General features: G+C 57.6%; 12 protein-coding genes, 3 tRNA genes and 1 pseudogene. 4 read left to right on the top strand and 12 right to left on the bottom strand.

Annotated elements, in window-relative coordinates:
- Positions 1–12: 12 nt before the first annotated feature.
- From OQ273_RS07555 to OQ273_RS07525, 7 genes are all read right to left on the bottom strand, one after another.
- The gene (locus OQ273_RS07555; RefSeq protein ID WP_267989845.1) at positions 13–327 is read right to left on the bottom strand and encodes a TfoX/Sxy family protein; all 315 of its coding nucleotides are present in this window, start codon (positions 325–327) and stop codon (positions 13–15) included.
- 43 nt (positions 328–370) lie between these two features.
- Positions 371–447, bottom strand: a tRNA-Arg gene (locus OQ273_RS07550).
- Between the two features lie 29 nt (positions 448–476).
- Positions 477–782 carry an ETC complex I subunit gene (locus OQ273_RS07545; protein WP_267989844.1) on the bottom strand — a complete coding sequence of 102 codons (306 nt, stop codon included), beginning with the start codon at positions 780–782 and terminating at the stop codon, positions 477–479.
- A 47-nt stretch (positions 783–829) separates the two neighbouring features.
- A tRNA-Pro gene (locus OQ273_RS07540) sits at positions 830–906 on the bottom strand.
- A gap of 130 nt (positions 907–1,036) precedes the next feature.
- The gene (locus tag OQ273_RS07535) at positions 1,037–1,480 is read right to left on the bottom strand and encodes a TspO/MBR family protein (RefSeq protein ID WP_267989843.1); all 444 of its coding nucleotides are present in this window, start codon (positions 1,478–1,480) and stop codon (positions 1,037–1,039) included.
- A gap of 52 nt (positions 1,481–1,532) precedes the next feature.
- Complete coding sequence (locus OQ273_RS07530; protein ID WP_267989842.1) at positions 1,533–2,015, bottom strand: DUF192 domain-containing protein; 483 nt, start codon at positions 2,013–2,015, stop codon at positions 1,533–1,535.
- Positions 2,016–2,074: 59 nt separating this feature from the next.
- On the bottom strand, positions 2,075–2,653 hold the full coding sequence (locus OQ273_RS07525) for a cold-shock protein (RefSeq protein ID WP_267989841.1): 579 nt from the start codon (positions 2,651–2,653) through the stop codon (positions 2,075–2,077).
- A 182-nt stretch (positions 2,654–2,835) separates the two neighbouring features.
- Here OQ273_RS07525 and OQ273_RS07520 point away from each other — a divergent pair, with 182 nt between their 5' ends.
- From OQ273_RS07520 to OQ273_RS07510, 3 genes and pseudogenes are all read left to right on the top strand, one after another.
- Entirely contained in the window at positions 2,836–3,276 is a 441-nt protein-coding gene (locus OQ273_RS07520) for a VOC family protein (protein WP_267989840.1), read from the top strand.
- A 603-nt stretch (positions 3,277–3,879) separates the two neighbouring features.
- Positions 3,880–4,263: pseudogene (locus tag OQ273_RS07515) on the top strand (YcbK family protein); the annotation flags it as partial.
- 103 nt (positions 4,264–4,366) lie between these two features.
- A tRNA-Glu gene (locus OQ273_RS07510) sits at positions 4,367–4,441 on the top strand.
- Positions 4,442–4,460: 19 nt separating this feature from the next.
- Here the strand turns inward: OQ273_RS07510 and recJ are convergent.
- The 5 genes from recJ to OQ273_RS07485 form a co-directional block, all read right to left on the bottom strand.
- The gene (gene recJ / locus OQ273_RS07505; protein WP_267989839.1) at positions 4,461–6,263 is read right to left on the bottom strand and encodes a single-stranded-DNA-specific exonuclease RecJ; all 1,803 of its coding nucleotides are present in this window, start codon (positions 6,261–6,263) and stop codon (positions 4,461–4,463) included.
- Between the two features lie 79 nt (positions 6,264–6,342).
- Positions 6,343–7,329 (bottom strand): class II fructose-bisphosphatase, encoded by a 987-nt coding sequence (gene glpX / locus OQ273_RS07500; protein WP_267989838.1) that lies wholly within the window; start codon positions 7,327–7,329, stop codon positions 6,343–6,345.
- A 167-nt stretch (positions 7,330–7,496) separates the two neighbouring features.
- The gene (locus tag OQ273_RS07495) at positions 7,497–8,816 is read right to left on the bottom strand and encodes a homoserine dehydrogenase (RefSeq protein ID WP_267989837.1); all 1,320 of its coding nucleotides are present in this window, start codon (positions 8,814–8,816) and stop codon (positions 7,497–7,499) included.
- Positions 8,817–8,891: 75 nt separating this feature from the next.
- The gene (locus tag OQ273_RS07490) at positions 8,892–10,109 is read right to left on the bottom strand and encodes an LL-diaminopimelate aminotransferase (RefSeq protein ID WP_267989836.1); all 1,218 of its coding nucleotides are present in this window, start codon (positions 10,107–10,109) and stop codon (positions 8,892–8,894) included.
- Positions 10,110–10,195: 86 nt separating this feature from the next.
- Complete coding sequence (locus tag OQ273_RS07485; RefSeq protein ID WP_267989835.1) at positions 10,196–10,654, bottom strand: hypothetical protein; 459 nt, start codon at positions 10,652–10,654, stop codon at positions 10,196–10,198.
- A 283-nt stretch (positions 10,655–10,937) separates the two neighbouring features.
- Between OQ273_RS07485 and OQ273_RS07480 the strand changes: the two genes are divergently transcribed.
- Positions 10,938–12,719, top strand: a complete 1,782-nt coding sequence (locus OQ273_RS07480) for a PHA/PHB synthase family protein (protein WP_267993049.1) — start codon at positions 10,938–10,940, stop codon at positions 12,717–12,719.
- Positions 12,720–12,734 lie beyond the last annotated feature (15 nt).

The raw sequence follows: 12,734 nt of genomic DNA, 5'->3' as shown, positions 1-12,734 counted from the left end.
TTCAGGCAATGACTATTTGGCTCTAAGTGCCGCGTCATAGGCGACACGCACCCATTTTGTCAGTTCGTCAGGATCATCCAGTGCCTCGTCCGGGATCGACCAGTACGGCATTTTGACGGGCCTGCTTTTTCCGTCATAGACCCACTGCGTGGAACCGGCGGCTTCGAAAAGGCCTGAGCTTTCTGCGTCTGCCTTCAGCAATATCTCACCGTCAACCTCGAGCGCCAGAATGCGTCCCTGGTGATAAATGCCCTTGCCGCCAAACATGTTTTTGATCGTGACCGGTCCCAGGCCATCGAACATGTCGCGAATTGCTTCATTGTCCATAAGTTGAATTCCCGTCCTGCAAAGGTGCAGGATAATGAGGAATTGGCGACCCCGGTAGGACTTGAACCCACAACCTAGCGCTTAGAAGGCGCTCGCTCTATCCGGTTGAGCTACGGGGCCACTTGAAATCCAATTCCAGAAACAGCCGGTCAATGCGTCCAGGGCTGACGCCGGTCGAATCGGAAATTGTCGGAATAAGCAACACGTCTGCGCTTTGGTTCATGCGGCTCGACCACACGATATGGGATACCATTGCGCTCGGCATAGCTGATCGCCTCATCGCGGTCTTCAAAGCTCAGCTTGATCTGCTGCTTCATATCGCCAGAGGAGGTGTAACCCATGATGGGGTCGATGGTCCGCGCAACTTCCGGGTCATATTCGAGAACCCATAAATGAGTCTTGGCTTTGCCCGATTGCATGGCCGTTTTTGCGGGGCGGTATATTTTTGCCGACATGCCAAACAACTCCATCCGATCTGAGCGCTGCCGCGCTGTCCGGCTCTTGGTCGGAGCGGCAGGATTCGAACCTGCGACCCTCTGGTCCCAAACCAGATGCGCTACCAGGCTGCGCTACGCTCCGTCCATGATCCGACGGGAGATACACGCTTCGTGTTCAGCCTGCAATATGCTTTTCTTCAATTGCCATCAATAATTACAGCGAAGCAGCCAGCGATCGCCATTGCGTGCTCCTGCTCAAGCAGCTGTTCGTGTCAAAGACTGTTCAACTGCCTGATGCGTAAGTTCAAAAACGCCGCGAAACTAACCCATAGCAGATAAGGAACGAACAGAATCGCCGCCAACGGCGATGCCGGCCAGGCCAGGAAAATAAAGGTTGCGATTGTTAACCAGAGACATACGATATCGACGAGAGCGATTGTCATCTGACGAAGGCCGAAAAACAACCATGACCAGGCGCCGTTGAAAATCAGTTGAAGCGCCCATGCAGCTATCGCCGGGCCCGAACCTTCAGACCGCCAGATCAGCCAGCCGGCGACAGCCATAAACAGGTAGAGCGCACTCCATGCGACCGGAAAAGCCCAGTTAGGCGGCGTCCATTGCGGTTTTTTGAGCGAAGCGTACCATCGGCCCGGCTTGTAGACCGATCCGATTGCTGCCGCTGCAAGCACCAGGGCGAGAAAGATGATGAAAGCCATTGATATGCCCTGCCCTCAATCCGTGTCCGAATCCTGGCCGGGTTCGGCCGGCCTAGTTGCCGTCGATGATCGGATGAACCACCTTGTCGCCCGGTGCAAGCCCGATGCGATCGACAACACCGGCATTCAGTTCCAGCACATAGCGAACTGGTTCGCTTGATTGAATCACCGTTTCAGAATGCGGCTGCGCATTGCGGTGAATGTCGGCGACCGACCCGTCCGGGCGAATAAAGATCATGTCGAGCGGGATCAGTGTGTTTTTCATCCACATCAGGGCTGGCCGTATCGCATCGAAACGAAACAGCATGCCTGCATCCTGATCCATATGCGTGCGATGCATCAGGCCGACGGCACGCTCGGGTGGGGTCAGCGCCAGTTCGACATCGAAATCGTAGGTGCCGGTTTGGGTGACCACCTGCAGGCGGTCTTCGGCAGTCAGCGCTTGCGCCAAACCCGCCGACAGAAGGATAGCAAGGACAGCGAGCACAGCAGCATGGGCGCGCACAAACGCGCGATTGTCATAGATGATTGTCATGTCAGCAGATTGCACATGTGATCAGGAGTGCGCAACGGTTACGCCCCGCAACAGCACACTTAATGGGATTTTGGAAAGTCCGAATCGATATCCGGATGAACCTCGGCCGCCATCAGGCCTTTCTCGCCCTCGCCATAGCGCACGAGAACAACCTGTCCGGGCCGAAGCTCGGTCAAACCGTAACGGCGCAAGGTCTCCATATGTATGAAAATGTCCTCGGTCCCGTCGCCCCGCGTCAGGAACCCGAAGCCCTTGGAGCGGTTGAACCACTTGACCAAAGCCCGTTCCAGGCCGCTTGTCGGCGTTACCTGAACATGTGTGCGCACCGGTGGAAGCTGAGAAGGATGAACGGCTGTCGACTGATCCATGGACAGGATCCGGAATGCCTGATAGCCCCGGTCTCTCTTCTGGATTTCACAGACAACACGCGTTCCTTCAAGCGCGGTCTGGTAGCCGTCTCGCCGAAGGCAGGTGACGTGCAAAAGCACATCCGGCATGCCATTGTCCGGGATGATGAAGCCAAAACCCTTTGCCACGTCAAACCATTTGATGACGCCTGATATCTCTATCAGGTCCACGGCTTCGTTGGACAAAGCAGCCTGAGTCGCCTCACCCTTGTGTGGAGATTTGTCCCCCATGCACCCCAGCCTCTCAAACACGCAAACCCAAAGAATCGTCCAGTGATTCTTTACATAAGGATAACATTGGTAACGTAAGGTGATGCAAGTGCTAGTTTGCTTCAGTCCGAAAATCCCGGCTCCCTTGTTTCCGCACCCCATTGCTCTATCTTGTCGGCGGTTTGAAAATCATGGAAAGATCAATGCGTTATCTACACACAATGGTTCGCGTCCACGACGTGGACGCTTCTCTTGACTTTTATTGCAACAAACTCGGGCTTGTGGAAATTCGCAGAATTGAGAGCGAAGCCGGCCGTTTCACACTGATTTTTCTCGCCGCATCGCGCGATGCCGAAGCCGGTGAGAAGGCAAGCGCTCCACTCCTGGAGCTGACCTACAACTGGGACAAGGAAGACTATACCGGCGGACGGAATTTCGGCCACCTCGCTTATGAGGTCGACGATATCTATGCTCTGTGCCAGTCGCTCATGGACAATGGAGTAACGATCAACAGGCCGCCGCGTGACGGCCGCATGGCGTTCATCCGGTCACCAGATGGGATTTCCATCGAACTGCTGCAGCGTGACGGCTCGCTTGAGCCGAAGGAGCCATGGGCTTCGATGGAAAATACAGGCAGCTGGTAAGGCGGCAAGTCTGACACAAGCCCCCTGACGCATGATATGCCCGCCGTTCAGCCATATGGGTGACGGCGGACATTCACCGTTGGGGTTGAAGGCGAATTGGGGGCATTTGAACCAGGCGTTCCGCGCGCAACTATCACGGTGCTCGTTCTACTGGCGAGCGCCTTGCTTTCAGCATGCGTGTCCTCAGACGGCTTACACTTTGACCTCAGCCTGCTCCAGAATGCGGCATTGGATAGTCAGAGAGCGGACGATCCACACTTTGCGATTTCAGACTATGACCTTTCACCGGCCGTGACAGCAGACAGGCCGAGTACTCAGTTCGATGAAGAAGTCATCGGCACCGCGACCACGGTGAACGCATTTGAAAACCCTGAACCAAAGTCTCCCCGGCCCCCGCAGCTCTATTCGCTTGGCCACAAAAAACCGCAAGTCCGTCTTGTCGGTCTGTATGGCACGGCGCAAAAGGTCAATCTGACCCGAGGCGCTGTGGCGACCAGATTGCCCGCTTTCAAATCCCTCAAAGGGGCGATTACGCCGGTACATCCGCCCAGCTCACCGACGTTCTCCGAAGATGATATGAGCCCACCCGCGCTCAAACCGAAAAAGATTGCCTCTGCCGCCGGTCTCGCAAGGCTGACACCCAACGGCCTGCGCAAGCAGCATGACAAGGTCGATACGGCATGCCTCAAACCGGAGCTGCTGCGTTTACTGGCAGCTGTAAGGCACCATTACGGGCAGGACATCGTCATCACGTCCGGTTTCCGTTCGGTCAGCTACAATCGCCGTGTCGGCGGCGTCAGCGGGTCACGACACATCCGATGCGAAGCGGCGGACATTCAGGTTCCGGGTGTCAGCAAATGGGAGCTGGCACGATTTCTGCGGGCTCTGCCCGGCAGGGGCGGCGTCGGAACCTACTGCCATATGAAGTCGGTGCACATAGACATCGGCAGGAAAAGGGACTGGAACTGGAGCTGTAAACCGCGATAAATCATGCCTTTTCAGGCATCTGGCACAAGCGTCATATTTTTTACAAAAATACAAAATTCCGGCTTGCGGGAATCCGGCGACCTGACTATATAACCATCACCGCGCGCCCTTCGTCTATCGGCTAGGACGCCAGATTTTCATTCTGGAAAGAGGGGTTCGATTCCCCTAGGGCGTACCACTTCTTCCCCATATACAGATCACGCGTTGGCGGCGTCTATGACGCGAAGCTGGACACGGCGCCTGCCTTGCCAATAATTGACCGACAACATTCCGGCGACATGAAACCGCCGCCCCCTTCCCTCAAGCAGCGCCTTGCCCATCTGGTTTTCAGATGCCCGGAACGCGATGGCATCAATCTGCCCACTGGTCGCGTCGGCAAAGCGCAGCTTCACATGATCGGTTCCCACAACACGCGCGTCGGTCAGTCGATGATCCGGCAGCGTCAGGACAGGCTGCGGATGACCGGCACCAAAAGGGCCTGCCTGTTCCAACTGGTCAATGAGGTCCAAAGTTGCTCCTGAGGCGGCAAGCGCCCCGTCTATCTTGACGCTGTGGACATCGCGCAAGGCGTTGACCGACGAGGCGGCAGTTTCCTCAAAGAAGCTGCGCAGCGCGCCGAGCTGATCGCGGTCGATGCTCAGGCCCGCCGCCATCGCATGGCCGCCGCCCTTGGTTGCAAGACCCCGCGCAACCGCTTCGCGAACCATGCCGCCGAGATCGAAACCGGCAATCGACCGTCCGGAGCCGGTGCCCTTTCCGGATGGGTCGAAGGCAATGGCAAAGGCCGGACGGCGAAACTTTTCCTTCAGCCGTGCCGCGACAATACCAACAATGCCCGGGTGCCAACCTTCGGCCTCGGTAACGATCACAGCCGGACCGTCGCCTCCACCCATTTCGGCGAGCGCCTCGGCCTCCGCCTGCTCAAGGATTGCCCGTTCCATCGCCTGACGCTCCTGATTGAGCCGGTGCAGCGTGTCGGCGATATCCTGGGCCTCCGTTGCGTCGCTGAGCGTCAACAGCCGGCTTCCGAGCGCCGCATCTCCGATCCGGCCGCCCGCATTGATCCTCGGTCCGATGAGATAGCCGAGATGATAGGGTGTGACAGGACCATCCACCCCGGCAACACGCATCAGTGCAGCAAGACCGGGATTGCTCATATGACGCGCCGCCAGCAGCCCCTTGACCACAAAGGCGCGGTTCAGTCCCTTCAGCGGCACAACATCACAGACGGTTGCCAGCGCGACGAGGTCGAGCAGGGACAGCAGGTCTATCGTCGCAGCGCGATTATCACCGCGCTGGCGCAGGACGCGTGCTGTGGCGACGAGCAGCAGAAACACCAACCCGGTCGCGCACAAATGTCCCTGCCCGGAAAGATCGTCGTCCCGGTTAGGATTGACCAGCGCGACGCAGGGAGGCCTGTCCGCTCCAACCTGGTGGTGATCAACGACAACCACGTCGACGCCGCGCTCCCTGGCCCGTTCCAGCGCCTCATGACTGGTCGAGCCGCAATCGACCGTCACGATCAATCCGGCGCCCCGGTCGATCAGCTCGTCCATTGCCGAAGGGTTGGGCCCGTAACCTTCGAAGATCCGGTCGGGGATATAGGTCTCGCCGTCGACAGCGAAATGATCAAGAAACCGGCGCAGGAGAGAAGACGAAGCCGCCCCATCCACATCGTAGTCGCCAAAAACAGCAACGCGCTCGCCGTAGGAGATGGCGTCGGCCAGCCGGTTCGCCGCCGCCTCCATGTCCTGCAGACTGGACGGATCGGGCATCAGGTCACGGATGGCCGGTGCAAGGAAGGCTTTGGCGTCTGCGGGGTCAACGCCGCGGCCAGCGAGCACGCGTGCAACGAGATCGGAAATACCGTGAAACTGCGAGATTGCCAGTGCGCGATTAAGGCCGGCCGGGTCGAGCCGCTGCACCCAGCGCTGGCCCATCAGCGATGATTCAACATCCAGGAAAGCGGGTTGCCGCTTGGGATCTGCCTTGGCGTCCACGCACTCCTCTCCAGATTGATCAGAACATATTAGCCTGAACGATCATCCTTGCATCATCTGCACGCCGGTTGTAGAGGCGTCAGCCGAATTTCCCAAGATCCTGATGCCGGGCCTTGATCTCGCGAACCGTGCGCGAAGAAGACCGCATGACGATCGTATGGGTGACGATTGCATCGCGTGTGAAGCGAACGCCGCCCAACATATTACCATCGGTCACGCCGGTTGCCGCAAAGACCACATCGCCGCTGGCCATCTCCTCCATTGAGTAGACCTTCGTGGGATCCTCGATGCCCATGGTCCTGGCGCGCGCGATCTTTTCATCCGTGTTGAGTTGAAGACGCCCTTCCATCTGTCCACCGATACAGCGCAGCGCAGCCGCGGCCAGCACACCTTCGGGCGCGCCGCCAATGCCCATATAGATATCGATGCCGGTTTCGTCAGGATCGGTCGTATGGATAACGCCGGCAACGTCACCGTCCCCGATCAGCCTGATCGCCGCGCCGGTAGACCTGACTTCCTCGATCATGCGGGCATGACGCGGGCGGTCGAGGATACAGGCGGTGACATCGCCGATCCTGACACCCTTGGCTTTGGCGACGGCGTTGATGTTCTCGCTCGGCGAAGCGTCGAGTGACACCGTGCCGTCCGGAAAACCCGGACCGATCGCGATCTTCTCCATGTAAACGTCCGGCGCGTAAAGAAGGCTGCTCTTTTCGGCAACGGCTATGACGGCCAGCGAGTTGGGAAGGTTTTTCGCGCAGATCGTTGTCCCTTCCAGAGGGTCGAGCGCGATATCGACCTTCGGGCCTTTCCCGATACCGACTTCCTCGCCGATATAGAGCATCGGCGCTTCGTCGCGTTCACCTTCGCCAATCACCACCCTGCCCTGGATTGGAAGCTTGTTCAGTTCCTGGCGCATGGCGTCCACGGCCACCTGGTCAGCTTCTTTTTCGTCGCCCCGTCCGCGCAGCCGTGCCGCTGCCACAGCGGCCCGCTCCGTTACACGGACAATCTCAAGGGTAAGGATACGGTCGAGGCTGCTTTGCGCGCCGGACTTGGTCGCCATGTGTGATGATCCTGTTGTTGACGATTTCGGTCCTGATAGCCCGATGCCATGGCGGTTTGCAACGCCGCTTCACCGATTTGGCCGGCCTTTTTGTCATTCAACCACATTTGCACACGACTAAATCGATTAGTGCTTTCAGTCAAAGGTCTTAGGAGGCCGGCAGCTGATCAGCTTTCTGGCCGCTCGATCCGGATGACCTGCGGCTTGCCGACGAGATAACCATCTGCCGAAATGGCTTCAACGGCTTTTCGTACCGACGCTTCCATCGTTGCATGTGTGACCAGAATGACCGTTTTACGATCGCCATTTGCACCGTTTTCACCCGGTCGCTGAACGATGGACTCAAGCGAGATGTCATTGTCAGACATATGTCCTGCGATGCTGGCGAACACGCCGGTGCGATCCTCGACGGTCAGACGGATAAAGTAGCCGCCCTCGTGGCTGCGCATGCGCGCACGTTCATAGGTTTCCAGATGAACTGCCGGACGCCCCAGCACGGGACCGTGCTGATGACCCGGCCGCGCTTTGGCAATATCTGCAATGTCGCCCATGACGGCCGAGGCTGTGGCATCACCGCCGGCACCTGGCCCGGACATCATCAGTTCGCCGAGAACATCGGCATCGATGGCCACGGCATTGGTCACGCCATCAACCTGTGCGATGACAGAATCCTTCGGCACCATAGTCGGGTGGACGCGCTGTTCAATGCCTGAATCGGTGCGCTGGGCGACACCGAGCAATTTGATGCGAAAGCCGAGATCGGCGGCGGCCCGAATATCCTCGATTGTGATATTCGATATGCCTTCCAGATAAATATCGTCAGGTGCGATACGGGTTCCGAAGGCAAGGCTTGTCAGCAGGGCAAGCTTGTGAGCCGTGTCATTGCCCTCAACGTCAAAGGTCGGGTCGGCCTCGGCATATCCAAGCCGCTGCGCCTCTTTCAGACAATCTTCGAAGGAAAGCCCGCACCTCTCCATCTCCGTCAGGATGTAGTTGCAGGTGCCGTTCAGTATTCCGAATACCCGAGTGATGCTGTTACCGGTCAGCGATTCACGCATCGCCTTGATCACCGGAATTCCGCCGGCGACGGCAGCTTCGAAGTTCAGAAGAACGCCCTTCTCCTCTGCAATGCCTGCCAGTTCCACACCGTGGCGGGCCAACAGCGCCTTGTTGGCCGTAACCGCATGGCAGCCGCGCGACAGCGCCTCCCGCACAGCGCTAAGCGCCGGATCACCCTCGCCTCCGATCAGTTCGACAAACACATCGATATCCGCCTCGCGGGCGAGAGCCACCGGGTCGGCATAGAAAGTGGCACCGGAAAGGTCGACACCCCGATCCTTGTCGGGGTCACGCGCACTGACGGCGACGATCTCTATCGGCCGCCCGCAAATATCCGCAAGTTTGTTGTGCCGACCGTTGAGGATACGGGCGAGCGATGCGCCAACGGTACCGAGGCCCGCAATACCGATCTTGAGGGCGTGTGCCATGTCTATTCGATCCAGTTGTCCAATATCGCGGGCAAGACCCAATAGCCCGCCGCAAAAGAGAAAGAACGATAATGTTTATCGCCGAGTATTCAGCCGCACGACGTTTTGCATGCTTTCATCACCGGACGCAAGAAAGCGTTTGATATTGCGCGCCGCCTGCCGGATGCGGTGTTCGTTTTCGACAAGTGCGATGCGCACATAGCCATCGCCATATTCTCCGAACCCGATACCCGGAGCCACGGCGACATCGGCCTTTTCGATCAGCAGCTTGGAAAATTCCAGCGATCCGATATCACGGAACCGTTCGGGCAACGGCGCCCAGGCGAACATCGTCGCCTGTGGCGCCGGCACATCCCAACCGGCATTCGAGAAAGAATCAACCATCACATCGCGGCGGTTGCGATAAGTATTGCGGACCATCTCGATCTCCGAACCGTCGCCGTTCAACGCGGTTGTCGCCGCGACCTGGATCGGCGTGAAGGCTCCGTAATCAAGGTAAGATTTGACCCGCGAAAGCGCAGCGATGAGGCGCTCGTTACCGACGGCAAATCCCATGCGCCAGCCCGGCATGGAGAATGTCTTGGACATGGAGGTGAACTCGACGGCTACGTCGACAGCGCCAGGGACCTCCAACACGGATGGTGGCGGCGCATCGCCGTAATAGACCTCAGCATAGGCCAGATCGGACAGGATGATGATGTCGTGCCGACGGGCGAATGCGACCACATCCTTGTAAAAATCCAGATCCGCAAGATGCGCCGTCGGATTGGATGGATAGTTCAGGATCAGTGCCAGCGGCTTCGGAATGGAGTGCCGAACGGCACGTTCGAGCGAATAAAAGAAGCTGTCATCCGGCTCGACCGTCATGGAACGGATGACGCCGCCGGACATAATGAAACCGAACGCATGGATCGGATAGGTTGGATTGGGGCACAAAATGACATCGCCGGGCGCGGTGATGGCCTGCGCCATATTGGCAAATCCCTCTTTCGACCCGAGTGTTGCGACGATCTGTGTTTCCGGATCGAGCTTGACCCCGAAACGACGCTCGTAATAACGCGCCTGCGCTTTGCGAAGTCCCGGTATGCCCTTCGAGGTCGAATAGCGGTGAGTGCGCGGATCCTGCACCACCTCGCACAGCTTGTCGACAATCGACTGCGGGGTTGGCAAATCAGGATTGCCCATACCCAGGTCGACAATATCCGCTCCGGCCGCTCGCGCACTCGCCTTCAAGCGGTTGACCTGCTCAAAGACGTAAGGTGGCAGACGGCGGACTTTGTGGAATTCTTGCATATCGACCTCGGTTGTTTCCAGGCGGTGACAAGCCGGCTTATGCGTTCATTATGGCATAAAATGCAACAGAAAGCCCGGTATCGGGCTTATTGGTCCTGGATTTCCTGCTTGGCCTCGAGACCATGTGTGTTGGCAATCGTCTTCAGCTCATCATAACGCTGCTGCGTTGCAGCGGATGATCCGCCACCTCCGCGCGCTGACCGGATCGCTTTCATTTCCGCCAGAATCGCACGTTTTTCTTCTTCACTGAGCTGCGCGGTTGCCCCTTGGGGCATCACCTCGAAGGTCGGGAATTTTTCATTGCGGGTGGCGCCTTCGTCAACAAAGCTGTTGTCCCGGACCTGCCCGGACTGTGAGGCAGCGTTGGATCCGGCCGCCGCCTGTCCGTCTGCCCCCGTATCCGCAATGCCGGCCCCTTGCTCAGGCCGCGGCGCGGCATCTTCCAGCGACGGGGAAACACAGGCCGCAAGACCCATGACCGGCACAAGCGCCGCAACACAAACTGATATCCGGAATTTACCTTGAGGCATTTTGCGCCCTTGCATGATCCCGCCTTTGTCTAAAGTACACCATTCTGAAGCAATTTCTGTGTAATAATATTATTGTACCAATTGCACAATAAAGTGGCCGACAAAGCGGCCATACTAAATGGGCCGGTGGCAGGAGGAACCTGTGGCAGAAAAGAAGACCCGCAAACAGGGCGGACATTCAAGCAACGGCGGCACCAGGAAGCGAACAGCCAAGCCTGCCGCGCCAAAAAAGACAAAGACCACCAGACAGACCGCCGATCAGAAAACCGGCGAGAGCGAAGCAGCAAATCTTGCGGCCATTGAGCCCTTTATCGTCAAAGACCCGGAAGCCATGGCGAGAAATATGGCCCACGTCGTTGAGGAGCTTGGCAAAGCAGCGTCCGCATGGGTTTCGCCGCGCGAGGCAGGCGAAAAGAAGGACAGTGTCGCCGGCCCCGCAACGGACATGGTCAAAACCTTTTCAAAGCTGTCGGAATATTGGCTTTCAGACCCAAAACGTGCAGTCGAGGCGCAGACCCATCTGCTGACGAGCTATTTTAACATTTGGTCGAATTCGATCCGCAAAGTGTCCGGAGAAGAAACCGAAGACCCGGCGGCAGACCATTTGGCCGATCGTCGCTTTTCCGACGAAGACTGGCAGGACAATGCCTTTTTCAGTTTTCTGCGCCAGGCCTACTGGGTCACTGCCGATTGGGCTGACAAGCTCGTCAAAGATGCCGACGGGCTCGATCCGCACACGCGTCACAAGGCACAGTTCTATGTCAAGCAGATCACCAGCGCCCTTTCGCCGACCAATTTCGTCCTGACAAATCCCGAGGTCTACAAGGAAACCGTCGCCGAAAGCGGCGAAAACCTGGTGCGCGGCATGCGTATGCTGGCCGAAGACATCAAGGCGGGGCGTGGCGATCTGAAGTTGCGCCAGTCCGACTACAGCAAATTTGCAGTCGGCGAAAACCTGGCTATGACGCCCGGCAAGGTAATCGCTCAAAGCGACATCTGTCAGGTGATTCAATACGCGCCCACGACCGAGAAAGTGCTGAAGCGGCCGCTTCTCATTTGCCCGCCATGGATCAACAAATTCTATATTCTCGACCTTAATCCGCAGAAATCGTTCATCAAGTGGGCCGTTGATCAGGGTCACAGCGTTTTTGTCATCTCCTGGATCAACCCGGATGAACGCCATGCCAAAAAGGATTGGGAAGCCTATGCTAGGGAAGGCATCTGCTTCGCCACTGACACAATCGAGAAGGTGACCGGTGAAACGCAGATCAACGCCATCGGATACTGCGTCGGCGGCACATTGCTTGCGGCCACGCTCGCTTTGCTTGCCCAGGAAGGCGACAACCGGATTGCGACCGCCACCTTCTTTACCACCCAGGTCGATTTCGTTCATGCCGGCGACCTGATGGTCTTCGCCGATGCCGAGAACATCGACTTCATTGAAGAAACCATGAAAGAGCACGGTTATCTGGATGGTTCCAAGATGGCGACGGCGTTCAACATGTTGCGCGCTTCCGAGCTCATCTGGCCTTATGTCGTCAACAACTATCTGAGGGGCAAGGAGCCCCTGCCCTTCGATTTGTTGTACTGGAACTCCGACGCAACGCGCATGCCGGCCGCCAACCATTCCTACTATCTGCGCAACTGCTATCTGGAAAACAATCTGTCCAACGACCGCATGGAACTTGCCGGCAAGAAGATTTCGCTGAAGGACGTGACCATACCGGTCTACAATCTTGCAGCACGGGAAGATCATATCGCCCCGGCCAAATCGGTGTTCATCGGCTGCAAATCATTCGGCGGCAAGGTGACTTACGTGATGGCGGGTTCCGGCCATATAGCGGGTGTCGTCAATCCGCCTGAGAAAAAGAAATACCAGTACTGGACCGGCGGAAAACCCGTCGGTGAATTCGACAACTGGACGGCAAAGGCCAAGGAGTATCCTGGTTCCTGGTGGCCACACTGGGATGCCTGGATAAGAAAACAGGACAAGAGCGAGGTCGAAGCGCGCGAACCTGGAGGCGGCAAGCTCAATTCGATTGAAGATGCCCCCGGCAGTTTCGTCCGCGCACGCGTCTAGGAGCTCTGGAAAAAC

The organism is Hoeflea prorocentri, assembly GCF_027944115.1.
In the GTDB taxonomy this organism is placed as follows: Bacteria; Pseudomonadota; Alphaproteobacteria; order Rhizobiales; family Rhizobiaceae; genus Hoeflea_A; species Hoeflea_A prorocentri.
This window is presented reverse-complemented; position numbering and strand designations above follow the sequence as displayed.